Annotated in this window: 20 protein-coding genes; 11 read left to right on the forward strand and 9 right to left on the reverse strand. The window is 63.1% G+C overall.

From position 1 onward, the window contains the following. Positions 1-117 precede the first annotated feature (117 nt). The 6 genes from LB515_RS16770 (at position 118) to LB515_RS16795 (ending at position 7,234) form a co-directional block, all read left to right on the forward strand. Positions 118-1,326, forward strand: coding sequence for a YcaO-like family protein (locus LB515_RS16770; protein ID WP_224708383.1), 1,209 nt, complete (start codon positions 118-120; stop codon positions 1,324-1,326). Further along, positions 1,323-2,651 (forward strand): TfuA-like protein, encoded by a 1,329-nt coding sequence (locus tag LB515_RS16775; RefSeq protein ID WP_224708384.1) that lies wholly within the window; start codon positions 1,323-1,325, stop codon positions 2,649-2,651. Before LB515_RS16770 ends, LB515_RS16775 begins: the two co-directional genes overlap by 4 nt. 221 nt (positions 2,652-2,872) lie before the next feature. Continuing rightward, positions 2,873-4,108, forward strand: a complete 1,236-nt coding sequence (locus LB515_RS16780) for a hypothetical protein (RefSeq protein ID WP_224708385.1) — start codon at positions 2,873-2,875, stop codon at positions 4,106-4,108. Between the two features lie 22 nt (positions 4,109-4,130). Next, positions 4,131-4,325 (forward strand): hypothetical protein, encoded by a 195-nt coding sequence (locus LB515_RS16785; protein WP_095767650.1) that lies wholly within the window; start codon positions 4,131-4,133, stop codon positions 4,323-4,325. A gap of 48 nt (positions 4,326-4,373) precedes the next feature. After that, positions 4,374-5,219, forward strand: coding sequence for a hypothetical protein (locus tag LB515_RS16790; RefSeq protein WP_095767649.1), 846 nt, complete (start codon positions 4,374-4,376; stop codon positions 5,217-5,219). A 248-nt stretch (positions 5,220-5,467) separates the two neighbouring features. After that, positions 5,468-7,234: a tetratricopeptide repeat protein gene (locus tag LB515_RS16795; protein WP_224708386.1), complete on the forward strand. Its 1,767-nt coding sequence runs from the start codon at positions 5,468-5,470 to the stop codon at positions 7,232-7,234. Here the strand turns inward: LB515_RS16795 and LB515_RS16800 are convergent. From LB515_RS16800 to LB515_RS16815, 4 genes are all read right to left on the reverse strand, one after another. Then, positions 7,226-8,563, reverse strand: coding sequence for an O-antigen ligase family protein (locus LB515_RS16800; RefSeq protein WP_411969152.1), 1,338 nt, complete (start codon positions 8,561-8,563; stop codon positions 7,226-7,228). The two genes, LB515_RS16795 and LB515_RS16800, sit on opposite strands and share 9 nt — an antisense overlap. A gap of 5 nt (positions 8,564-8,568) precedes the next feature. Continuing rightward, on the reverse strand, positions 8,569-10,104 hold the full coding sequence (locus LB515_RS16805; RefSeq protein ID WP_224708387.1) for an undecaprenyl-phosphate glucose phosphotransferase: 1,536 nt from the start codon (positions 10,102-10,104) through the stop codon (positions 8,569-8,571). 96 nt (positions 10,105-10,200) lie between these two features. Further along, positions 10,201-11,331, reverse strand: coding sequence for a glycosyltransferase family 4 protein (locus LB515_RS16810; RefSeq protein ID WP_224708388.1), 1,131 nt, complete (start codon positions 11,329-11,331; stop codon positions 10,201-10,203). A 9-nt stretch (positions 11,332-11,340) separates the two neighbouring features. After that, positions 11,341-11,904, reverse strand: coding sequence for a polysaccharide biosynthesis/export family protein (locus tag LB515_RS16815; RefSeq protein WP_095767646.1), 564 nt, complete (start codon positions 11,902-11,904; stop codon positions 11,341-11,343). A 263-nt stretch (positions 11,905-12,167) separates the two neighbouring features. Here LB515_RS16815 and LB515_RS16820 point away from each other — a divergent pair, with 263 nt between their 5' ends. Continuing rightward, positions 12,168-14,402 carry a GumC family protein gene (locus LB515_RS16820; RefSeq protein ID WP_224708389.1) on the forward strand — a complete coding sequence of 745 codons (2,235 nt, stop codon included), beginning with the start codon at positions 12,168-12,170 and terminating at the stop codon, positions 14,400-14,402. A gap of 55 nt (positions 14,403-14,457) precedes the next feature. Here LB515_RS16820 and LB515_RS16825 read toward each other — a convergent pair whose 3' ends face one another. Next, the gene (locus tag LB515_RS16825) at positions 14,458-15,687 is read right to left on the reverse strand and encodes a GNAT family N-acetyltransferase (RefSeq protein WP_224708390.1); all 1,230 of its coding nucleotides are present in this window, start codon (positions 15,685-15,687) and stop codon (positions 14,458-14,460) included. Between the two features lie 90 nt (positions 15,688-15,777). Between LB515_RS16825 and LB515_RS16830 the strand changes: the two genes are divergently transcribed. Beyond that, positions 15,778-16,836 (forward strand): polysaccharide deacetylase family protein, encoded by a 1,059-nt coding sequence (locus LB515_RS16830; protein ID WP_224708391.1) that lies wholly within the window; start codon positions 15,778-15,780, stop codon positions 16,834-16,836. Between the two features lie 33 nt (positions 16,837-16,869). Here LB515_RS16830 and LB515_RS16835 read toward each other — a convergent pair whose 3' ends face one another. Further along, positions 16,870-17,085, reverse strand: a complete 216-nt coding sequence (locus LB515_RS16835; protein ID WP_040999884.1) for a DUF2842 domain-containing protein — start codon at positions 17,083-17,085, stop codon at positions 16,870-16,872. 151 nt (positions 17,086-17,236) lie between these two features. Between LB515_RS16835 and LB515_RS16840 the strand changes: the two genes are divergently transcribed. Beyond that, a complete protein-coding gene (locus LB515_RS16840) occupies positions 17,237-18,328 on the forward strand; it encodes a COX15/CtaA family protein (protein ID WP_224708392.1) in 1,092 nt (363 codons plus the stop codon). Positions 18,329-18,380: 52 nt separating this feature from the next. Here LB515_RS16840 and argC read toward each other — a convergent pair whose 3' ends face one another. Together argC and speB are read right to left on the reverse strand one after the other, a co-directional pair. Beyond that, on the reverse strand, positions 18,381-19,313 hold the full coding sequence (gene argC, locus LB515_RS16845) for an N-acetyl-gamma-glutamyl-phosphate reductase (protein ID WP_224608357.1): 933 nt from the start codon (positions 19,311-19,313) through the stop codon (positions 18,381-18,383). Positions 19,314-19,342: 29 nt separating this feature from the next. Then, positions 19,343-20,344, reverse strand: a complete 1,002-nt coding sequence (gene speB, locus LB515_RS16850) for an agmatinase (RefSeq protein ID WP_224548273.1) — start codon at positions 20,342-20,344, stop codon at positions 19,343-19,345. 124 nt (positions 20,345-20,468) lie between these two features. Here speB and LB515_RS16855 point away from each other — a divergent pair, with 124 nt between their 5' ends. Together LB515_RS16855 and LB515_RS16860 are read left to right on the forward strand one after the other, a co-directional pair. After that, complete coding sequence (locus LB515_RS16855; protein WP_224639636.1) at positions 20,469-21,683, forward strand: acyltransferase family protein; 1,215 nt, start codon at positions 20,469-20,471, stop codon at positions 21,681-21,683. A gap of 83 nt (positions 21,684-21,766) precedes the next feature. Further along, positions 21,767-22,825 (forward strand): glycerophosphodiester phosphodiesterase family protein, encoded by a 1,059-nt coding sequence (locus LB515_RS16860; RefSeq protein ID WP_224708393.1) that lies wholly within the window; start codon positions 21,767-21,769, stop codon positions 22,823-22,825. Between the two features lie 313 nt (positions 22,826-23,138). Here the strand turns inward: LB515_RS16860 and LB515_RS16865 are convergent, their stop codons facing one another. After that, the gene (locus LB515_RS16865) at positions 23,139-24,011 is read right to left on the reverse strand and encodes an aldo/keto reductase family oxidoreductase (protein WP_224708394.1); all 873 of its coding nucleotides are present in this window, start codon (positions 24,009-24,011) and stop codon (positions 23,139-23,141) included. Between the last annotated feature and the right edge of the window lie 47 nt (positions 24,012-24,058).

Below are 24,058 nucleotides of genomic sequence, written 5' to 3' on the forward strand. Positions count from 1 at the left end.
AGGCGGTGCGGGTCAACCGAATTCGAAGGCTGGCTGGTCAGTCAGGCCTGCTCTGTTGTGCACCGGTAGAAATCGGTAAGGTCTCGCGATCTACCCGGGGATCAGGAGATAGTGTCGTTGGCGAATGGCACGGTGCCAGGAACTCCTTATCACGCAGAGGGTGCCCGTAGCGCGATTGCTCGGATTCGCCCGCACTGGGCGCGGATGGGGATCACCAGGGTCGCCAATGTGACCGGGCTTGATCGCATAGGCATACCGGTGGTGATGGTATGTCGCCCCAATGCCCGATCGCTGGCTGTTTCACAGGGCAAGGGCATCGACCTGGAATCGGCCACGGCTTCGGGCCTCATGGAAGCGGCGGAGCTTTACCATGCAGAGCATATCGAGCGCGCGCTGAAGCTCGGCAGCATGGCTGAACTCTCGCAATCACATCGGTTCGCCGAGATTGGAAGGCTAGCTCGCATCACTCGCAAGGCCTTTACGAAGGACATTGTGACGCTATGGATTGAGGGCCGGGAGATGATCTCCGGTGGGATGCGCTGGCTACCTTATGAGTCGGTGCGGGCCAACTTCACAGTCCCGCCGCCTCCCGGAAGTGGCTTCTTTGACTGCAGCAGCAATGGGCTCGCCTCTGGAAATACAGCCGATGAAGCTATCCATCACGGGATTTGCGAGATCATCGAACGCGACGCGACTGCCCTGTGGAACCGGATGCCGTCTGCCAGCCGCCGGCGCACCGGCGTCGACCTCGGCAGCGCGCCGGACGGCCCGTGCTGCGACGTATTGAAGAAGCTGGAAGACGCGGACTTCGAGGTCGCGGCGTGGGAAACAACCTCTGATGTTGGCGTGCCGGCCTTTTTCTGTCTGATCGCGGATCGCCGGGACCAAAACAGCCATTACGGGATAGGCGCGGCAGCGCACCCGGTGCCGGAGACCGCCTTCTTGAAGGCGCTCATCGAGGCGGCTCAGGTGCGAACGACCTACGTATCTGCGGCCCGAGACGATCTGACCGCCGAGGAATACGGCGAAGACTATCGGGACAAACGTCGCCGGCAGGCAGAGAGATTGCTGGCCGAACGTTCCGGCACGAGGCGACTTGGCCCTGCCGAAGGAAGGGCCGCACACGGGATTGCACGCAATGTAGCCTGGCTGGTCGAAAGGTTGCAGGCGGCAGGCGTAAGCGAGATCATCACCGTCGATCTGTCCAAGGAGGATATCGGCCTTCCCGTGGTTCGTGTCGTGATACCTGGCCTCGAAGGCCCTGACGATCACGACGCCTACATGCCGGGCGAGCGAGCCCGCCGAACGTTGGATGATAGACGGTGAATCCGATCGTCTTTTGCGGCCCAAGCCTGCGGGTGCAGGACATCGCATCCCACGACGGATTCGAATTTCGCCCACCCGTGCGCCAGGGCGACCTTTATGCCGCCACGCGCGACGGCCCCAGGGCGATCGGCGTCATCGACGGCTATTTCGATGGTCAGCCGGCGGTCTTGCACAAGGAAATACTCTGGGCCCTGACGCGCGGGATCGCGGTATTCGGCGCGTCCAGCATGGGTGCGCTCCGCGCCGCGGAATTGCACTCGTTCGGCATGCGCGGCGTCGGGCGTATTTTCGAAGCCTATCGCGACGGCGAGGTCACCGACGACGACGAGGTCGCGCTTATCCATGGCCCGCCGGAGACCGGCTACATGCATCTGAGCGAACCGATGGTCAATATCCGCGCGACGCTCGAGCGGGCGGTAGCAGAAGGGATCATCGACAGACCGACAGGGGCGCGTCTTGCAGCCTCGTCAAAGGCGCGCTTCTACCGGGAAAGAACCTGGCCCGACGTGCTGGCCGACGTCGGCGATTCGCGCACGGAGCAGAAGCTGGCGGCCTGGCTGCGAACGGGCAAGGTCGACAGGAAGCGCCAAGACGGGCTGGCGCTGCTGAAGGAGATGGACGCGTTTGTCCGCAGCGGCGCCGTGCAGGGGCCTCCCGATTTCCATTTCGAGTGGACGGAGAACTGGCACAATGCGTCCTGGCGAAACGCAACCGGCAAGTCAGGCGGCGAGGCCACGGCTGAACAGGATGCCGTTCTCGACGAGCTTCGGCTGCGCGGCGACTATGCGCAATTGCGCCGCGAGGCACTGCTTCGTCTGCTGGCCCGTGGCGAGCATGCAGCGCCGGATCGCCAGGCGGTCAAGCGTGCCATGGGCGATTTTCGCTCGCGACGCGGGCTTATGCGGCAGGCGGACGTCATCGGCTGGGCGCACGACAACGGAACGGATCTCGCTGGCCTTGATCGCATGATCGAGGATGATGCGGTTGTCGAGACGCTCGCGCGAGAGCGCGACGCGGAGTTGCGCCAAGGTATGCTTGACCGGCTGCGCGAACTCGACCTTTACCCTGGTTATCGAGACAGTGCGCTCGCCAGGGAGCGTCACCCGCCATCACTATCCGCGCCGATGCCGCGTGCCCTGCTTGCCGCATGGTTTTTTGCAACCCAACTCGGCCGCCCCGTTCCTCGCGACATTGCCGACTATGCCCTCTCCATCGGATTGCCCGGCGTCGACAGGTTCTATGACCTGCTGGCTCATGCATATGCTTTCATGGTCCGCCGCTCGCCCGTTGACTCTGGCCCGACTGACGAAAACGGGCTAACTTGAAACCGCATTCGCCGACGATATTGCAGCCTGTTTGACGTGCATGTCTTTGTCCATCCGAGGGGGCAAGCGTGACATCTGGAGGGGAAGGCTCTGCATTCAGGAATGGGACGCGCTTTCGGCTTTTCGCCCAAGCGCCGTTCCTCAAGGCTTTTCGTCGTCCTGAAATCGTGCTCGTGTCTTCGCCGGCGGGATCGGTCGGCCCTGGCCCGGGCGACGGGCGCATGTATGTTGTCGATCCCATTGGCAAGGCGTTTGCCTACGGTCTCGCGGAAAATGTCCGCGGCGACCCACTCTACTTGATGCCACCTTGGCGCGGCGGCGTCTTTCCCCCGGCGTTTCCTGATGTCGATGGGCATTTCGATCATATCGGTCTGGACGATCCAACATTCGAGGCTGCGCATCTGTTCGGTTCGGTGCGTTTCACGCTGGACGTGTGGGAGAAATATTTCGGCCATCCCATCGCCTGGCATTTCCAGCGCGACCTCGACCGCCTGGAACTGGTGATACAGCGCAATCTCCACGAAAACGCGTTCATGGGTTACGGCTTTCTAGAGGTTGGCATCCACGAGACGCCGGATGGCGAGATCGAGCCGTTCACCCTCAATTTCGATGTTGTCGCCCATGAGGTTGGCCACTGCGTCATCTATTCCACCATCGGCGTGCCTGACCCCGGAACGGCCAGCGCGGAATATTACGGCTTCCACGAATCCTCGGCCGACCTCGCCGCCCTTATCACCGGTCTGCATTTCGAGTCCGTCATAGATGAGCTGCTGGAAACCAGTCACGGCAATCTCTACACACACAATCTCGTCAACCGCATCGCCGAGCTATCCTCCAACAGCCAGATCAGGCTCGCGGCCAACCCGCTGTCAATGATGGATTTCGTCCAGGGCTGGAGCGACGAGCATGCGCTTGCCCAGCCGCTGACCGGCGCGATGTTCGACATCTTCGTCGACCTCTTCCATGAGGAGCTAGTGGCGCGCGGCCTGATCACCCAAAGCCAGGAAGACCTGTCCGACAGGCTGGAGGACAGCCTCGACTATTTCCGCGTCATCCAGCCAATGTTCGACGAAGCTTATGCCGCGTCGCCTTTGGCGTTTCGCGAAGCACTCGTCGCCTCGCGCGACGAACTCGGCATGCTTCTCGCCGAGACCTGGCGGCGGCTTTCGCCGGACGATCTCAGCTATGCCAAGGTGGGGAACACGTTGCGCGCCGTCGACAGGCTGATGACCGGCGGACGCTGGCGTACAATCATCGACGTCAACCTAAGCCGCCGCGCGATCGGTTTTGTGAGCGCCGGCCCCAAGATCAAGCCATTCGGGCCCAAAAGCCACTTCGGTTTGCCGAGGGTATTCGTGCCGGCACGTCATGGCGCTTGTTGTGCACGGCATCTGCGCGTTGCGAGACAGATGGGAACGCGAGACAGACTGGCCAGAAGCAGGGCCGGCGTTCTTTGAGTCAGATGAGGAGGAATGTCCAATGCCTTACGTCGTGACGGAAATCATGGACGACATTGAATTGTTGCAAGCCCATGTAGACAACATCTCCAAAAAGCCAGGTAAGGTTGTAAGCGTATTATGGCGTGAAAGTGATCGCGCTTATGTTGTGACGCATGAGGTGGAAGCGGCTGAGAATAAAACAGAAGCCAAAAGGCCGCGCGATGCCAAGAAATAATGCTGTTTGATGTTAGACATATGATCCAGGAACCGGAGGGTTGCGGCGATGGTAGAGAGCCTTCTTAGCGTGTCGGGTGTTAATCTATTCGGCCATTTTGTAATCGATCTGCAGGTGGTGAACCCACTTCTAAATCCTATCGTCGCGCAGGTCGCGACTGCCAAGAATATACCGGCATTGACTGGCAACAAGGTCGTGAATGGTGTGCGTCTGGCGGACAAGAGCAAGATTGTTGTTTGGAAACAAAAGGTTCGGGACCAGATTGGCGTGTACACGGTCGGCGGCGCGGACGGTCGGTGGACCAAGGATGACACGCCTCCCGGTGCAATAATCCAGGTGACCGGCGGAAATAGCTTCGTCGGCTATTTCATGAAGCTCGAGGGCGGATTCGAATTCATCGGGCGCCGTCCGGGCGCGGCAAACCGAAGCGGCAAGAACAGACTGCTTGAGGACCAACTGCAAAACGGCAGGTTTGCAAGGATATATGGCTTCAGTTTTGAGGGAAGCTACTACGACCTCCCAAGGCCCATAATATTCCTTGTGCACGGTGATGGGGAGCTTGTCGCGGAGGATCTAGGCACGTTCAGTCCCGCCCGTTCGCCCAGTCCGACCGGACTGACAGGCCTTGCGGCAGCCGACTTCGACTTTGCCGACGGCTTGCGCGTCTGGTCCTACGACAAAGCCGACTACACAGTTCGCATGGATGTCGAGACAGGCATGTTCGAGGATGTGCTGCTTGCAGCGATAATGGGCGGCGGCGGGCCGGGCGGCATGGACAGTGCCGGCATGAGCGCGCGCGGGATGAGTGCGAGGGGGATGAGCGCGCGTGGCATGAGCGCAAGGGGAATGAGCGCGCGCGGCATGAGCGCCCGCGGCGGCGGTAATAGCGATTGACCTGCATGCGACGCGCCCCCTAACGGGGCGCGTGCTTCACCGTGCCGAGGATTGGCCGCGGCTACCGATGGACCATGCGGAGCCTTGCCGCTCCCAGATCGCGCGGGCATTGCATTAGAAGAAGCTAATTCATTTAAGTCTCAGCAATATTCCTTTGATCACGTCTTTCTTTCCAGGATGCTGTTGGCGATTTCTGCGTGCTATGCTGCATTGCCCGGTGGTTATTGGGAACACCGGCGGGAAGAGCAATGGTCACCAGCCGCTACGAGATGCTTAATCGAAAGCTGTCCGCGATCGTCTACGCGGACGTGCACGGCTACAGCAGACTCATGGACCAGGATGAGGCAGGAATGGTTGTCCGCCTGACCCGATCGCTCAGCTTCATACGCGGCCTGGTCGCCGACTATGGCGGTTCAGTTGTCGACACCGCCGGCGACGGCCTGGTGGCGCTGTTCCCTGGTGCAGCTTTGGCTTTGCGATTCGCGATCGAGATGCAGCGGGAAATGTCCAACGAGGCGGTATGGTCGGGCGCCCAGGAGCCCGTCGCATATCGAATCGGCATCACCGTTGGAGACACGATCGCCAGCGACGGTGAGATCTATGGCCACGGCATCAATTTGGCTGCGCGGATACAATCGCTGGCGCCGCCGCGCGGCATCTGCATCGCTGAAGCCGTTCGCCAGATTGTTCGCAGTGATAGCGAGTGCTCGTTCCGCTCACTGGGCAAGCAAAAGCTGAAAAACATTGCTGACGAGGTAGAGGTCTTCGCAGTCGATTTCGAATTGTCGCATGCCGAGCCCAGCGTCTCGGCTCTGCCCTTCGCGCCTGCGCCCGAGCGTTTCGCTCCGGAGAGTTCGCTGGCAGTCCTGCCGCTCGAAAACGTTTCAGGCGATCCGGCGGACCTTCACTTGTGCCAAGGTGTCGTAGCCGACCTGATTTCCAATCTGTGCCGGTTCCGCAACCTCATGGTGATCGCGCGGCACTCGACACTGGCCGTTGCCGCGCGGACGCAGTCGCTGCGCGAGATCGCCAATCAGCTCGGCGTTCGCTATCTCCTGTCGGGAAGCTTGCGTCGTGCGGGCAACCGTCTTCGGATTGCCATGGACCTGATTGAGGCGCAGACCGAGAATACGATCTGGTCGGAACGCTACGACGGCGGCATCGAGGATATCTTTGCCTTCCAGGACGACGTGACTGCGACGACCGCGTCGCGGCTGGCCGTGCATATCGACATGGCCGAGAAGCGACGGTTGATATCGCAAAACCATCCCAATATTCATGCCTACGGCATGATCTTGCGCGGGCAGGATCTCAGCTTTCGCTTCCGTCCCGAGAGCAATTCACATGCCCGGCGGCTTTATGAGCAGGCACGCAATCTCGACCCTCGCTATGCCCGCAGCTATGCGGCCTTGTCGCGGACGTTCAACGTCGAATGGCGTTATGCCTGGACCAGCGATCCGGAAGGAGCGCTGAACGAGGCGTTGAACCTGGCAAATCTGGCCGTCCTGCACGACGATCTCGATGCACGCGGCTATTCAGAGATGGGTTTGGCCCATCTCTACAAAAAGGAACACGATCCGGCGATCGCCGCCTATGAACGCGCTTTGCAACTCAACCCCAACGACGCCGATCTGCTGGCCGAAATGGGCGACTGCCTTGTCTACGTTCGCCAGGCGGAGCGCTCCGTGCAGCTACTCGAGCGGGCGATGCGGCTGAACCCCTACTATCCCGATGCTTATCTTTGGTATCTGGGCGATGCCTATTTCCAACTGGGCGAATATGAAAAGACCATAGAGACGTTGCAAAAGATGCGGGACGGCTCCGAGGGTCATCGGCTTATGGCAGCGAGCCATGCCCATCTCGGCAATGTCCGGGAAGCGGAAAGACATGCTCATGCGTTGTTGCAGGTGCACCCGAATTTTACCACCGAGCAGTGGCGTAAAGTGCCCCCGCACAAATACCCAGAGGACACTGAGCTGCTTGTCGATGGCCTGCTAAAAGCCGGGTTAAGGTAACACGGCCGCACGGCTCTTGCCCGAGATAGGTGGCGCGGTCACTGCCGGAACCAGCGTTCGCGCCAGCCGCAATTCCCGCTGGTGCCGGTACTCCAGCGCGATCGCGCCCCAGACCAGGCCGAGCAGCAAATAGAGATGGCGCCAGTGGTCGATGTCGATGAAGGTGCCGAGGCCGATGTTGCCGAGATAGGCGACATAGGCGCAAAGCAGATAGGGCTGCCATGGCCGGTCGCGCAGAAGGATGCGGAAGCCGGCCCCGATCGTCCATAGCGTCAGCGTCAGGAACGAGACGAAGCCGAGCCAGCCATAATCCATCAGCGCCTTCAGCCAGATGTCGTGCGTGTCCTCGCCATAGATCGTCCCGAAGACCAGCGGGCCGATACCGAACGGGTGCTCCATCGCCAGTTGAAAGCCGATCGAATAGCGGGCGAAGCGGCCGAGCCGGGCCGAGTCGTAGCTCTGCTCGAGTTGCGCGCGCTGGGTGAACATGTCCGACACGCCGGGCAACTGCAGGATGACGATGAGGGCGATGACCAGCAGCGCCGCGGCCGCGATCGTCATTACCACCACGCGCAGCCGGAACTTGCCGCTGGCGCTCTGCAGGAACAGGCAGGCGGTAAGCAGCACCGCCGACACGGCGAACATGCCCCAGGCGCCGCGCGAGAAGGAGAAGAAGATGCCGGCGGTGATGATGAGCAGCGGCACCGCCAGAAGCGGCATCCGCGGCACCGGGCCGGTCAAGAGCAGATAGAGCAGGTAGGTGCCGGGCAGCACCAGGAACGGCCCGAACACGTTCGGATCCTGGAAGGCGCCGGCGGCGCGGTCGTATTTGGTGAACATTTCCGCGCCCGGAAAGGCATGGAAATAACCGGCGATGCCGAGCAGCGACGTCGCCACCGCCGACACCACATAGGCGATGAAGATCAGCCGGTAGAGGCTCGGCTGGACCGAGGTCACCGACGCGAAGAACACAGCGCTGAAGGCGAGAAACAGCGAGACCGCCAGGTAGAGCGGCGTATTGGCGAGGTCGGCCATCTGCGTCATGGCGATCATGCCGCCGATGTTCATCGCCACCAGAAGCACCAGCAAGGGCACGATCGCGCGCGAGATTCGAAGCCCGAACAACGCCCAGACCGCGATCAGCCCGGCCATGTAGATCTCGTAAGGCGCGGGCTCGCTGATGACGAAGCCGGAAAGCAGAATGCCGACGCCGATCGCCGCCGACGCGATCAGCGAGATCAGCTTGGCGTTGACCGCTGACGGCGGCAACTGGTTGACCGCCGAAGGCGGCAATTTGTTGACCGCCTGCGGCTGCAACTCATGGGCGATGGCGCTCAATAGGCGTTTTCCGTGTTGAGCAGGCGGATCGGCGTCAGGAACAGGATGCGCAGGTCGAACAGCATCGACCAGTTCTCGATGTAATAGAGGTCGTATTCGGTGCGCATGCGGATCTTTTCGTTGGTGTCCATCTCGCCGCGCCATCCGTTGATCTGCGCCCAGCCGGTGACGCCGGGCTTGACCTTGTGGCGGGCGAAGTAGCCGTCCACCACCTCGTTGTAGAGAAGGTTGTGCGACTGCGCGGCGATGGCATGCGGGCGCGGCCCGACCAGCGACAGCGAGCCGAACAGCGAGTTGAAGAACTGCGGCAGCTCGTCGATCGAGGTCTTGCGGATGAAGCGGCCGACGCGGGTGACGCGCGGATCGTTTTTGGTCACTGTCTGCTTGGCGGTCGGATCGGACCGGTCGGTGAACATCGAGCGGAACTTGTAGACTTCGATGATCTCGTTGTTGAAGCCGTGCCGTTTCTGCTTGAACAGCACCGGACCCTTGCTGTCGAGCTTGATCGCGATCGCGGTGACGAGCATCACCGGCGAGAAGACGATGATCCCGATGAGTGAAAAGACGATGTCGAAGGCGCGCTTGGCGACCGAGTCCCAGTCGTTGATCGGCTTGTCGAAGATGTCGAGCATCGGCACCGAGCCGATATAGGAATAGGCGCGCGGCCGGAACTGCAGCGCGTTGGAATGTGCCGAAAGCCGGATATCGACCGGCAGCACCCAGAGTTTCTTCAGAAGCTGCAGGACGCGCGATTCGGCGGTCAGTGGCAACGAGACGATCAGCATGTCGATGCGCGCGATGCGGGCGAATTCGATGAGCTCGGAGATGGTGCCGAGCTTCGGGTAGCCGGCGACGATCGGCGGCGAGCGCTTGTCGTTGCGGTCGTCGAAGATGCCGCAGATGCGGATGTCGTTGTAGGGCTGCTTCTCGACCGAGCGGATCAGTTGCTCGGCCGCCTTGCCGCCGCCGACGATGAGTGCGCGGCGCTCCATGCGGCCGTCGCGCGCCCAGCGCCGGATGAGGCTGGACATCACGAGTCTCAGGCCGAAGATCAGCACAAAGCCGGCCACGAACCAGGTGCCGAACAACAGGCGCGAATAGTCTTCCGACGCCTTGATGGCGAAGGCGGCGAGCGCCATCAGCGCGAAGCTGCCTGCCCAGACCAGCAGCACGCGGCCGAAATTCGCGAGGGGGCGCATCAGCGCCGCGATCTGGTAGCAATCGGTCACGTCGAGCAGCACCACGGCCAGGAACGACGTAGCCGCGATCGCCAACGGATACTGCCAGGCCAGATAGCTGAAGAAGCCGACATAGTAGAAATAGACGCCGAGCCCAGACAGGAACAGCATCGCGAACTCGACCATGCGCAGCACGCCGCTGACCATGATCGGCGACATGGTATCACGCCGGTATTGCGAAGCGACCTGGCGCGCCACATCGTTGATGCCGCCAGGCTTTTCGCCATCGGCGGGAGCATCGTAGTTGCGCACCGCATCCATGGAAAAGCGGTGCGCGGGGTCGATCTCATTCATGGGAACTGTCCGCGAGCTTCGCGCAACTGCATAGCAAAAGAGAGCTAAGAAAGCCTTGAAACAACCGGTGGTTTTGGAGTTGTTGCGGCCCGCGGCCTATTTGTTCAGTGCTGCGAAATAGGCCTTCTCGATGTCGGCGGCCATGACGTTCGCACCGAATCGGGCCTTCAGCTCATCGGCTTGCGGCATCAGTTTTCGATAGCCGTCAAAGTCGCTGAGCGCCGCTCCCATTTTGGCGGCGAGCTGGGATGCGTCGGGGCGGATCAGGGCAGGGGAGTCTTCGCCGAAAATTTCCGGAATGCCTCCGACAGCGGTCGCGATCATCGGCATGCCAGCGGCTAAGGCTTCGAGCACGATATAGGGCATCGCCTCCGCGCGGGATGGCACCACAATCAACTCGGCCAGAGCGAAAGCCTGTCTCGCCGGCATGGGCGGCCGGAATCGGACGTGGTTTTTCAGGCCGAGTCGCTCCACTTGCGCGTGGTAGCGCGGCAGGTCGTCGCCGTCGCCGACCATCACGGCGCTTACGGGGCGTCCGAGCTCGTCGCCGGCCATAGCCAGCGCATCGATGAAGATATCCGGGCCCTTCAGGTCACGCATCATGCCGATGTACAGGAAATCGGCGGCATTCGCTGCCGTCGTCACCGGTTCGAATTCGGCGGCGCGCAGGCCGTTATAGACAAGCGTGTTGGGTATGGGCGGCTCGCCGACCTTGCGGCGATAGGTGTTGCGCTCGTAGTCGGAAACGAACAGCAGGCAATCGGTGAAGCGCGCCATGAAACGCTCCAGGCCGAAGAACAGCTTTCCCATCGCCGTCGTTTCGTCATAGTGGAGGGAGCCGCCATGCGGCGAATAGAGGCGGGCAACGCGAAACCTTGATACCCGCAACAGTGAGCCGAACAGCCGGGCATAGGCGCCACCCTTGGCGCCGTGCCCGTGCAGCACGTCCGGCCGCAATTCCTGGATGATTCGATAGGTGCGCCAGGCCGAGGCGAGGTCGCCCGGCCCGACATGACGCTGCATCGGCGTGCGATGGATGCCGAGCGCGAGGCTGTCCTTCATCGCCTCGAACAAGCGCTCCTCATAGTCGCCGCCGGTGGTCGAGTCGCAGACGATTCCCACCGCATGGCCGGCGGCGACCTGCGCCTCGGTCAGGTCGCGCACGTGCCGGAAGATTCCTCCGACAGGTGAGCGAAAGCAGTGCACAATCCTGAGGTTCACCGCCACGACGGGTTTTCAGAACAGCCGTTCGCGGACGTAGACGGTGTCGCCGGGCAGGAGCGGATCGGATGTCAGCACCCGCCCGGTCATCACCTTGCCGTTGATATCGCGGGTGATGTCGACGCTCTCCTGATTGGCGCGCGGCGTGAAGCCGCCGGCAATGGCGACCGCCTTTTGCACGGTGAGTCCCGGCACGTAGGAATACTGCCCGGCAGCGCCCACTTCGCCCATGACGAAGATCGGCCGGTAGCGGTCGATTTCGACCGAAACGTCGGGATCGCGCAGATAGCCTTGGCGCAGCTTGTCGGCGATCGCCTTTTCCAACTGCTGCGCGGTGTGGCCGCGCGCCGGCACCGCGCCGACCAGCGGAAAGGACAGATAGCCGGACTGGTCGACGCTGTAGGTGTTGGTCAACCCGTCCTGCTCGAACACCGTGACACGGACGCGGTCGCCGGCGCCGAGTCGGTAGGGCTGATCGAGCACTTCATGAAAGGCGGCGGGTGTCGGGCGGTAGCTCGAGCAGCCGGTGAGCAGCGACAGGGCAAGCAAAGCGCGAAAGAGGGAAGCAGTGCTTTTCATGACCGGCCAGGAACCTTCATCGCTCTTGCCGCAAGCCGCGGCACAACCCCAGGAAAGTGCGACCGTTATCATCCTGTTAGGGTTAATGGGCGGTAAAGGAGCGCGGTCCGGGAGAGCGGAGATCGGTAAAAAGCCCAATTGTTCTATTGCTTTCGAGCAATCTTCTTTGAGTGCCCTCTAATAAGCATTCATTCTGATCTTAACGGGTGAGTTACCATAGTTCTTTACGGTCCAGCTTCGACTCAAAGCTCGGAGCAGGATGCATGTCCGTTCAGTCAGCGGCCGCAGACGTCGATGTCGATCTGAGACAGCTTTTCGCCAGCCTGGCGAGGAACTGGCTGCGCATTGTTTTTGTCACGCTTTTGGTCACCGGGCTGGCCTTCGCCTTCGCCTGGCTCGCGACGCCCTATTATAAAGCGACAGCCAAGCTGGAGATCGGCTCGCGCGAATCGGAATACACCCGGCCTCCGGGCACCAACGACGACGACAAGCCGATTCTCGACGAGCAGGGCGTGGCCACTCAGGTCCAGATCATTTCCTCGCCCGACATCCTCAAGCAGGTGGCGACCAAGCTCAACCTGGACAAGTTGCCGGAGTTCGACGAAACGCTGAAAATGTCGTCGCTCGGGCGCGTGCTTGTGCTCGTAGGCTTGAAAAGCGATCCCTTCGATATCCCGCCGGACGAGCGTGTGCTGAACGCCATGCACGACAAGCTCAATGTTTACGCCGTTGAAAAGACGCGCGCGATCGCGATCGAGTTCGCCTCGAAGGATCCCAAGCTTGCCGCAGCGGTCGCGAATGGCATTGCCGAGGCCTATATCGCCTCGAAGAGTGACGCCAAGCTCGAATCGAACGCCGCCGCGACCAACTTTCTGGCGCCGGAAATCGCCGACCTGCAGAATCGCGTGAGGGATGCCGAGGCCAAGGTCGCCGCGTTCCGCGCCCAGTCCGACCTGCTGATGGGCGGCAACAATTCGGTGCTTCCGACTCAGCAGCTCTCTGAGCTGTCGAGCGAATTGTCGCGTGTGCGCGCCAGCCGCGCCGCCGCCGAGGCGAGTGCCGAGAGCGTGCGCCGGGCGCTGCGGAATGGCGGTTCGCTGGACAGCGTGCCGGAGGTCCTGTCTTCCGAGTTGATCCAGCGCCTGCGCGAGCGCCAGGTGGAGCTGAGGGCCAATATCGCCGATCTTTCCACAACCCTGCTGGACAATCATCCGCGCATCCGGGCGCTGAAGTCGCAGCTTGCCGACCTCGACGGCCAGATTCGCAACGAGGCGCAAAAGATCATCCGGGGGTTGTCGGCTCAGGCTCAGACGGCGAAGGCCCGCGAGGATCAGCTGATCGCGGACGTCAACACCTTGAAGGCCGCGTCAGCGCGCGCCGGCGAGCAGCAGGTGCAGCTGGATGCCTTGCAGCGCGACGCGAACGTTCAGCGCCAACAACTTGAATCCTATATGGCAAGTTACAATGCGGTAGTCTCGCGCAAGGATCGCAGATACTCGCCTGTGGCGGCGAGCCTGATCGCGCAGGCCCAGGTGCCGTCGCAACCTTATTTTCCGAAGATCGGGCCGATCACCGGGGCCGCCGCCGCCGCTTCGCTGCTGCTGATGGCGATCGGCACGCTGCTTGGCGAGCTGTTCTCGGGCCGTGCCATGCGTCCGGCCGCCGGCGCCCGTTTCACCGATATCGAGCAGGTGGCGATGCCCGCTGCGCGCACCGAGCCGATTGTAGCCGAAATCGAGGACGACCACAGTCCTTTCGCGCCCTATGAGACGTCCATGGCCAGCGAGCGACGTCCGGAGAGACAGCCGCCGATCGCGCAGAATGAGACATTTGAAGCCGACACCGTTGCGGCAGAGCAACCAGTGCCCGAGCCGGAACCCAAGCCGGGTCCGTCCAGGCTCGGCGAGATAGATGTCGACAGGGCTGCCGAGAAGTTGATCGGTTCCGGCGCCGCGCGCGCGATCTTCGTATCGCCGGAAGGCGACGAGGCGGCCGCCTCCGCCGTGCTCGTGGCGCGTGAAGTATCCGACGCCGGCCTGCGCGTGCTGCTGCTTGACCTCACAGCATCGGGCGCGGCGTCGCGGCCGATGCTGGACTCGAGCCTGTTCCCGGGCATCACCAATCTGCTCGCTTCCGAAGCGCAGTTCAGCGACGTCATCCACCCCGATCTTTATTCGGATGCGCATGTCATTCCGGTCGGCACCGCCGACCCCGTCCGCGCGATGCGCGCCGCCGATCGGCTGCCGATCATCATGCAGTCGCTGACCACGGCCTACGATCTCGTCGTGGTCGAATGCGGCCCGGCCGACGCGCAAGGCATCGGCCGCCTGGTCGGTGACGGCACCGAAGTCTTCCTGTCCATGCTGGAAGCCGACGACCAGGTGACGCAGGCCGCGGTCAAGCTGATCGAGAACGGCTATCCCAACCTGACGCTGGTCACACCGGTCGGCCACGAACCTCCGGGAACACCGGTGCCGGGCAGGCGGTCGGCGGCTTGAATATAGCGCGAAGGATCGGGCCGCGCCGAAAAAACCGGCCGTTAGACGGCGACGGTCAGTTATCGTCCTCGGCGGGAGCGGGCGCTGCCTGTCCGGCAGCCTTGCGACGCAGCACCTTGGTCAGCTTCCAGACCGTCGGGTTGTTCTTGATGAAGGCCTTGGCGCGCGCGCCTTGTCGCAGCCCTGCCGCAAGCACCCGGCCCTTCAGCGTCAGCGGCGCAAGCACCTCGAAATGCTGGACCTCGATGTCGCACCAGAGCCGCTTGTAAGGCTCGTCGCCGACCGAGAAATCATACACATCGAAGCCAAGCTCGCAGGCTTCCTGGATGTTGTCGAAGAACAGGAAGTCGCCCGGGCTGGTGAAGGAGAGATCGTCCTCGGCGATGGCGCCGAACTCGCAGATCAGCCGCTTGCCGGACCGGCTGGAGCCGGTCACCGCGCGCAGCTTGCCCGCCACATCCAGGCCGTGCAGCAGGAAGGGCGGCTTTTCCTCGGCCAGCGCATCGGCGAACAGTGCCCGGAAGAAGTCGCGTATTTGCCTGTCGCCGAAGACATTGGCGATGCCCATCTTGGCGAAACGCACCTCCTTCATCGAGAGGAAGGCATCGAGCAGCCTGTCGACCTCCTCGGGTGTGCGCGCCTCGATGCGGCGGAACGTGCCGACCGCCTCGAACTTGCGCGTCTGCGAGCGGTGCTTCTTGCGCTTGCGCTTGCCGCTCGCGCGCGACAGCAGCGCGTCGAACCCGCCGCCGAGATCGACCGCAAGCGCAAGGTTCGGACTTGGAAAGCCGGGCAGCGCGGCCAGCGGGTTGGCGACGCCGTCGAGGTCTGGCAGCAGCCTTTCAAGCGAGATCAGGTCGATGTCCGGCCGCGCTCGCGCGATTGCCTTGAACATCGAGCGGATCGCCTGGCCGTCGATAGCAGGCAGGAAACGCGGGTCGGCGGCGGCGAAATTGCCGTTGGCGTGGCGCCCGCCGGCGAAACGGGCAACCTTGAACGGGCCGCGTCGCACGATCTCCAGGGCCAGCGACAGCGCGGGGCGGCCATCGCAGGACAGCGTCGCGACGACCATGTCGGCGCCGGTCGCGGCCGCCCAGTTGCTCACCCAGGATGCGCTTTGCGCCGGCGCGAACAGCGCCGAGGCACAGAATGGCACATAGTCGGCAAGGCCGGTGCCGCCGCTCGCGGTCGCAATCCACCGGTCCCGGTCGGCTCGCACCGGGCGCGCGGAAGCCTCGTTGGCCGCGACCCGATTGCCATCAAATGACGCGGTGGCGTCAACCATCCCTCAATCCTTAAGACGTATTGGTTGCAACCTGGGGTTCGCATAGGCGAATGTCGTGCTTGAATAAGCCTAGGCGCAAAAGGTGAAGGAATGATCGACGGGGGCGATGCAATCCGGAAGCTGGCGCTGAACCTTGCCCGCTACTCCGGCCTTGCGCCTCTGGCGCGGCCGTTTGTCGGCGGCATCGGCGCTATCCTGATGCTGCACCGCGTCACCGCGACACCGGAGAAGCCGAACAGCGTCAATCGGCACCTGAACATCGCTCCCATTTTCCTCGACAAGCTGATCTCGGACATGAAGGGGCAGGGTTATGCCTTTGTTTCCCTTGATGAAGCGATCGAACGCATCAAGACGGGCGGGAAAGGCGGCCAGTTCGCCACGATCACGGCCGACGACGCCTATCGCGACAACATGACCGAGGCGCTTCCGATCCTGGAAAAACACGGCGCGCCGATCGCCATCTACGTCGCCCCCGGCCTGATCGACGGCGCCGTCGATCTCTGGTGGGACGTGATCGAGGACATCGTCGACACCAGCTCGCGCCTGACGCTGACGATGGGGGGCAAGTCGACGGCGATCGATTGCTCGACACAAGGCCGAAAGATCCAGGCCGTCGCGCGGCTGAATGCCTGGCTGACCTTGGAAGTCCCCGAGGAAGAGCAAGGCGCAGCGCTGCGCGAGCTCGCCCGTTCGACTGGGTTCAAAATCGGCTCGGGCCGCCCATGCACGTTGATGAACTGGGATGAGCTTCGCACCATGGCCGCGCACCCGTTGGTGACCATCGGCGCGCACACCGTCAATCATCGGAACTTGAAGCGGCTGTCCGAGGCCGATGCGCGCCATGAGATCGGCGACGTCCGCCGCGTCCTCGCGGAAAAACTCGGCGAGGAGCCGCGTCATCTGGCTTACCCTTATGGCTATGCCAGCGCGGTCGGCTGCCGCGAGGTGGGCTTTGCCCGCGACGCAGGCTATGCCTCGGCGGTGACCACGCGGCATGGTGTGCTGCGCGCCGAGCATGCCGGCTTCCTGCACGCGCTGCCGCGCATCTCCGTCAATGGCCGCTATCAAAGCCTTGCGCATATCCGCACGATGCTGTCCGGCATCACGACGCCGCTGGCCAATGCGGGCAAGATGATCGTTACGGTCTAGGCCTGCCTCGCGCTTGCCTGGCCCAGGTGAGGATCAGCCCTTCGGGCGCGGCTCGATGATCAGCCATTTGATGATGGCCATGGCCGGCAGAACCCAGAGAAAGCCGCTGAGCAGGAAGAACAGGAGATGCGCTGTGGGCCCGTATTCGGCGAGCCTGGTGACCGCGACGGCGGAGGCGATCAGCGCGTAGATGACGACCAGCGCCACAAGCAATATGGTTCCGATCAGCTTTTTCAGGCGAATGGGCATGTCGCGGTTCCGTTGACCCGCCCCGCTTAGGCCGAATGACAAGAGCGCGCAACCGTCGCGACCCGGCGCGACGGCGTGCCGCGCTGTCCAGTCTTGCCAGTTGAGCGGCCTTGGTCCACCAATCTCGCGTTTCAACCGCCGGGAATGCGAAATGGCTGCCATCACCGCCACAGCCCCCTATGCCACACGCGACCGCGACCTGCACAACCGCGCTTTGGTGCGCGGCTGGCTCTACGTCGTGCTGCTCGTGCTGGTCGCGCTGGTGCTGGTCGGCGGTTCCACGCGTCTCACCGGCTCGGGTCTGTCGATCACTGAGTGGCAGCCGATTCACGGCGTCATCCCGCCGCTCAACGACGCCGAATGGCAGGAAGAGTTCCAGCGCTACCAGCAGATCCCGCAATATGCCGAGATCAACAAGGGCATGAGCGTCGAGGATTTCAAATCGATCTTCTGGTGGGAGTGGGCGCACCGCATCCTGGCGCGCAGCGTCGGGGCGGTCTTTGCCTTGCCGCTGCTGTTCTTCTGGGCGACGCGCCGCATCGAGCGCGGCCTTGGGCTGAAGCTGGTCGGCATCCTTCTGCTCGGCGGACTGCAAGGCGCCATCGGCTGGTGGATGGTGGCTTCGGGCCTGGTCGATCGCGTCTCGGTCAGCCAGTACCGGCTGGCGACGCATCTGACGCTTGCCGCGCTGATCTTCACGGCGACAATGGTGGTGGCGCGAGGCTTGGCGCCGCATTCGGAGCCCGCCGCCGACCGGTCGACGCAGCGGCTCGCCGGCTTCATAGTGCTTTTGGCGCTGATCCAGATCTATCTCGGCGGGTTGGTCGCCGGGCTGCACGCGGGCCTTTCCTACAACACATGGCCGCTGATGGATGGAAAGGTGATCCCCTCCGATCTGCTTCTGCTGAAGCCCGCCTGGCTGAACTTCTTTGAAAACCCGAAGACGGTGCAGTTCGTCCACCGACTGGGCGCCTATATGATCTTTGTCGTGGCACTCTGGCATATGATCGCGACGTGGCGGCGCCAGCCTGGCACCACCCATGCCCGCCGGGCCACGCTTCTGTTCGCGCTGGTGGTCGTCCAGGCCTCGATCGGCATCGGCACGCTAGTGATGCAGGTGCCGCTGCACATGGCATTGACGCATCAGACGATCGCGCTTGTGTTGCTTGGCTTCGCTGCCGCGCATTGGCGCGGCACCAAGGGCGCCTATCCGCTGCCGACCGATATACGCGTCAGAGTCTGAGGCGAACCTTGCGGATCGCCTCGGCGGTAGCAAGCTCCAGGTTCACGACCGCTCAGTGCTTGATGCCGAGCATCAGGTCGAGGTTCTGCACCGCGGCGCCCGACGCGCCCTTGCCGAGATTGTCGTAGACGGCCATCAGCAGTGCTTGCGCCCTCTCGTCATTGGCGAACACGTAGACCTTCATCCGGTTGGTGCCGTTATAAATCTCCGGATCGATCTCCGGCATGCGCTCTATGAGGGTGTAGGGCGCGACCTCGACCACGCCGCCATCGATCGACGCATAATGGTCGGCAATCGCCGCGTGAAGCTCGGCGCCGGTCGGAACGCGGTCGAGACCGCCGAGTTGCAGCGGCACCACGGTGATCATGCCCTGCGCGAAATTGCCCACCGCCGGCTGCATGATCGGGTCATGCGACAGCTTTGCATAGGTGCGGAGCTCCGGCACATGCTTGTGCTGCAGCGTCAGCCCGTAGGGCAGGAACTCGGGCGCGTCCTCGCCCTTGCCGACATAGTCCTCGATCATAGGCCGGCCGCCGCCGGAATAGCCGGAAATGCCGTTGACGGTGACCGGGAAGTCGGCAGGCAGCAGGCCCGCCGCAACCAGTGGCCGCAGCGTCGCGATCGGCCCCTGCGGCCAGCAGCCCGGATTGGCGATGCGTTTCGCGCTGCCGATCCTCTTCGCCTGGTCCTTGTCCATTTCGGCGAAGCCATATTCCCACCCCTCGGCCACGCGATGCGCGGTCGAGGCGTCGATCACCTTGGTCGTATCGTTCGTAATCAGCGACACGCTTTCCTTGGCCGCCGCATCCGGCAGGCAAAGGATCGCGACATCGGCCGCGTTGAGCATCTCGGCGCGGGCGGCAGTCTCCTTGCGGCGTTCCGTCGGGATGGAGATGATCTCCAGGTCGTCACGGTCGGCCAGCAGCGCCCTGATCTGCAGGCCTGTCGTGCCGTGTTCGCCGTCAATGAAGATTTTCGGTTTCATCGCTTGCCAAATTCCTCGCGATTCCAATGTCATATGCCGTAGGCGTGATTTGCCGCGGCATGATTGCCGTTGCTCAGTTCGTCGAGCCGCGCCTTTCGCTCTGCCAGCAGACCGAGATAATGCATGGCGATGATCGATCCGGCGATCGCCGTTATATCGGCATGATCGTAGGCCGGCGCAACCTCCACGATGTCGGCGCCGACGATGTCGATCTGGCCGAGTTGGCGCAGTGTCGACAGCATCTTGGCCGAGGAGGGGCCGCCTGCCACCGGCGTGCCGGTGCCCGGCGCGAAGGCCGGGTCGAGACAGTCGATGTCAAAGGTGAGATAGGTCTTCTTGCCACCGGTGCGCTCGACGATCGCATAGGCGATGTCGGAGGCGCGCATCTCCTCGACCTCATGGCCGTAGAGGATCTTGATGCCGAACGTGTCGGGTGCATGCGTGCGGATGCCGACCTGGATCGAGCGATCGGGGTCGATGATCCCCTCCTTCACCGCGCGGGCGACGAAGGAGCCGTGATCGATGCGCTTGCCGTCGTCGGGCCAGGTGTCCTGGTGCGCGTCGAACTGCACGAGCGCCAGCGGCCCGTGGATCGCGGCATGCGCCTTGAGCAGCGGCCAGGTGATGAAATGGTCGCCGCCCAGCGTCAAAAGGAACGCGCCTGATTTCAGGATCTTGGCCGCCTCGCGCTCGATCGTGCCGGGAGTTTTCTGGTGATTGCCGCTGTCGAGCAGGCAATCGCCATAGTCCACCACTGAAAGATGCTCGAAGAGGTCGCGCGAGAATGGATATTGCGGATCGTTGTCGAGGATCGCCGAGGCGCGGCGGATCGCCTGCGGTCCGAAGCGGGCGCCGGGCCGGTTGGTGACGGCGGCGTCGAAGGGAATGCCCCACACGACCGCGTCCGCGCCCTTCACGTCCTTCGTGTATTTGCGCCGCATGAACGACAGCGCGCCGGCATAGGTCGGCTCGAACGACGCGCCCGTCTTGGAGCGGGCGGTGAAGGCGTGGTCGATCTCATTGTTCGCCATTAGGAATCCTCGGTTTCGTCGGGGCAGCCACAACTACAGAACCGGCACGCAACATGCCAGTCACAGCTTGCGGAAACGAAGCGGCGCTCGGCGAGTGCCACGGCAACACAGGATCTGTATCATTATGGCTGAGACAGCCTTGCTCAATCTTGCATCCGCGCCCGCCGCGACCCGTGTCGGCACGACGGCCGGAGAGCGTTTCCTGGTGCTGGATTCCTGGCGCGGCATCTGCGCGCTGCTGGTGGCGCTGTTCCACTTCCCGACCACCTCGATAGTGTCGCAGAGCGCCTTTGTCGGCGGCTCCTATCTGTTCGTCGATTTCTTCTTCGTGCTCTCCGGCTTCGTCATTGCCAGCGCCTATGGCAGCCGGCTCGCCGGGCAGGGCGACCTTGCACGGTTCGCGCTCGTGCGTTTCGGCCGCATCTATCCGTTGCATCTCCTGATGCTCGCCGCCTTCGCCGGCTTCGAGGCGCTGCGGCTCGTGCTGCCGGCGCTTCACGGAACGGGCCCGGCGCCCTTCACCTCAGGCTTCGACCTGAAGAGCCTGGTCGCCAACCTTTTCCTTCTGCAGGGCATGGGCGTTGAGGATCATCTGAGCTGGAATGCGCCGAGCTGGAGCATTTCGGCCGAGTTCTTCACCTATCTGCTTTTCGCCGCCATCGTCTTCACCGCCGGCCAGCGTGCCTGGATATGGCTCGTTGCCGCAGCCGTGACGGCGCCGCTTTTCCTGCTCGCGGTCTCGACGCGTCATATGGACGTGTCCTTCGATTTCGGCTTCATCCGCTGTCTTTACGGCTTCTCGCTCGGCGCGCTGCTTGCCTGGTTTCAGCACGATTCCATTGCAGAGGCGCGACAGGCGCTGAGCGGCGGGGCAGGGCGCCTCGCCTGGACGGTGGCCGAGCTGGCGATGATCGTCGTGATCGCGCTGTTCGTTTCGGTGGCGGGAACGAATGACGCCGGCATTGCCGCGCCGATCGTCTTCGCGCTGGCGCTTTATCTCTTTGCCCATGAGGGCGGGTGGGTCAGCTTGGCCTTGCGCAGCCGCCCGATGCTGCTGCTCGGCTCGCTCTCCTATTCGATCTACATGGTCCACATCTTCGTCCAGGCCCGCATGATCAATGTCGGCGGCCTGATCGAACGCAAGCTCGGGCTCGGCATAGTCGGCGACCTGATGCTGCGCGGCGACCATGCGACCGGCTTCGGCACCGGCTCGCCGTGGATCGGCTTCGCGGCTTTGGCCGCGATGTTGATCGCCGTCATTGCCGCGTCGTGGTTCACATGGCGCTTCGTCGAAATGCCGGCGCTGGCCTGGTTCCGCCGCCTCTCCAAGCGGATTTGATCCAAAAACTAGCCGGCTTCGTTCACTGCGCTGTCATGGGCATCGCCTAACCGGGTCCCAACCCGGAACGGAGCGATTCCCCGATGCGAACACGCTGGCTGAGCCTTGCCTTTTCCGCCGCCCTTGCCACCGTTGCGGGGCAAAGCTTAGCCGGTGAAAGCCGCGCCAGCCAGATCCTCGCCCGTTTCGAGCATGCCAACCAGTGGCGTGACCATGTGATGATCGCCGCGCATCGCGCCGGCAGCATGCAGGCCGGCAAGACGCTTTACGCCGAGAATTCGCTGGCCGCGGTCGAGGGCTCGATCGCGATCGGCGCCGAGATCGTCGAGGTCGACGTCCGGCGCGCGAAAGACGGCGAATTCGTCATCATGCATGACAGCTGGCTCGACCGCACGACCACGTGCAAGGGCGAGGTGGTGAAATACACGCTGGCCGAGCTTAAGAAATGCTGGCTGGTCGTCGAGGGCACGGGCACCGTCACCAAAGAGACCGTGTCGACACTGCGCGAGATGCTGCTGACGACCAGGGACAGGATCCTGATCAACCTCGACAACAAGCTGGAGGTGACCGACCTGCCTGGCATGGTCGCGGAGGCGCGCGATCTCGGCATGGCCGATCAGGTGATCGTCAAGGAGAATCTCTGGAACCGGCAGCGCATCGATGCCGCGAGCGCGGCACTTACCCAGGCCGGCGGCGGCTTCCAGTTCATGCCGATCCTTGCCGACGACGCCGTGCATGATGCAGTTTTCGCCAGCGAGGTCGACAAGGCCTTCGCGCCGCGCGCCATCGAATTGATCACTTGGCGCAACGGCGCCGAGACGCTGACGTCGACCGGCGGGCCGCTGTTCAGCACCCGCATGCGGGCAGAAGCGGCGCGGGGGGACTGGCACCTCTGGGCCGACACCTACGCCGTCGTCAACAAGCCCGGCGGCTTCCTCGCCGGCGGCCGTGGCGACGAGCTTGCCGTCGCCGCCAGCCTGCCGCGCGAAGCCTGGGGTTTCTGGGTCGACCGCGGCGCCACCATCATCCAGACCGACGAGCCGAAGGCGGCAATCGCGTGGCTGACGGCCAATGGTTATCGCGTGCCTTACACGACGGACATCAAGCAGGCTGAGCCGGCACATACGGCGAGCATCAATTAGCTGGCGTTGACGCTGGAGCTGCCAATCTCCCCCCTCGTGGGGGAGATGCCCGGCAGGGCAGAGGGGGGCGCTGTCCCGCCGGCGTAACGGTGCTTGGGTTCCTCGCCCCCGCCAAAGGTGGGGGAGAGGTGTCCGCGAAGCGGACGGAGAGGGGTCTTCGTAGGGTGCTGCCTCTCCGTCTCGGCTTCGCCGAGCCACCTCTCCCCACATTCGTGGGGCGAGGAACCTTGATCCTGCAGCGCAGCGTCCCTTCACGCCCCCTCTGGCCTGCCGGCCATCTCCCCCACAAGGGGGGAGATCAGCTAATCGTCCATCACGCCGCCTTCGCCACGCCCTCCAGCTCCCGCAGCACATCCCCCGACAGCTCGAGCTCCGCCGCCATCAGATTCTCGCGCAGATGCTCGACCGACGACGTGCCCGGGATAAGCAGGATGTTGGGCGAACGCTGCAGCAGCCATGCCAGCGCAACCTGCATCGGCGTCGCACCGAGCCGTTCGGCGACGTCCGAGAGCGTCGACGACTGCAGCGGGCTGAAGCCGCCGAGCGGGAAGAACGGCACATAGGCGATACCGTCGCGCGCGAGCTCATCGATCAGCGCGTCGTCGTCCCTGTGCGCGAGATTGTACTGGTTCTGCACGCAGACGATGTCGCAGATCTTTCGGCCTTCCGCGATCTGCGCGCGGGTGACGTTGCTCAAGCCGATATGGCGCACGAGGCCCTTGCGCTGAAGCTCGGCAAGCTTGGTGACCTGCGCTTCGATGGAGCCCTCCGCTGGACCGTGCACACCGAACATGATGCGCAGATTGACGACGTCCATCACCTCGAGGCCAAGGTTGCGAAGATTATCGTGCACGGCCTGTTCGAGCTCATCAGCTGTAAAAGCCGGCAGCCAGGAGGCGTCTTCCCCACGACGGGCGCCGATCTTGGTGACGATGGTGAGGTTGTCGGGGTAGGGCGCCAACGCCTCGCGGATCAGCTTGTTGGTGACATAAGGCCCGTAGTAGTCGCTGGTGTCGATATGGTTCACACCTTGCGACACCGCTTCGCGCAGCACGGCGATGGCCGCGTTATGGTCTTTCGGCGGGCCGAACACGCCTTTGCCCGCAAGCTGCATGGCGCCATAGCCGAGCCGATGCACTGAGCGGTCGCCGAGTTTATAAGTACCGGATTTGTCTACACTGGACATTGTTGCTCTCCTTCGCTGTCGGCGAGGGAGATAAAGGATGGCTGCTG

The organism is Mesorhizobium sp. CA15 (assembly GCF_020165215.1).
Taxonomy (GTDB): domain Bacteria; phylum Pseudomonadota; class Alphaproteobacteria; order Rhizobiales; family Rhizobiaceae; genus Mesorhizobium.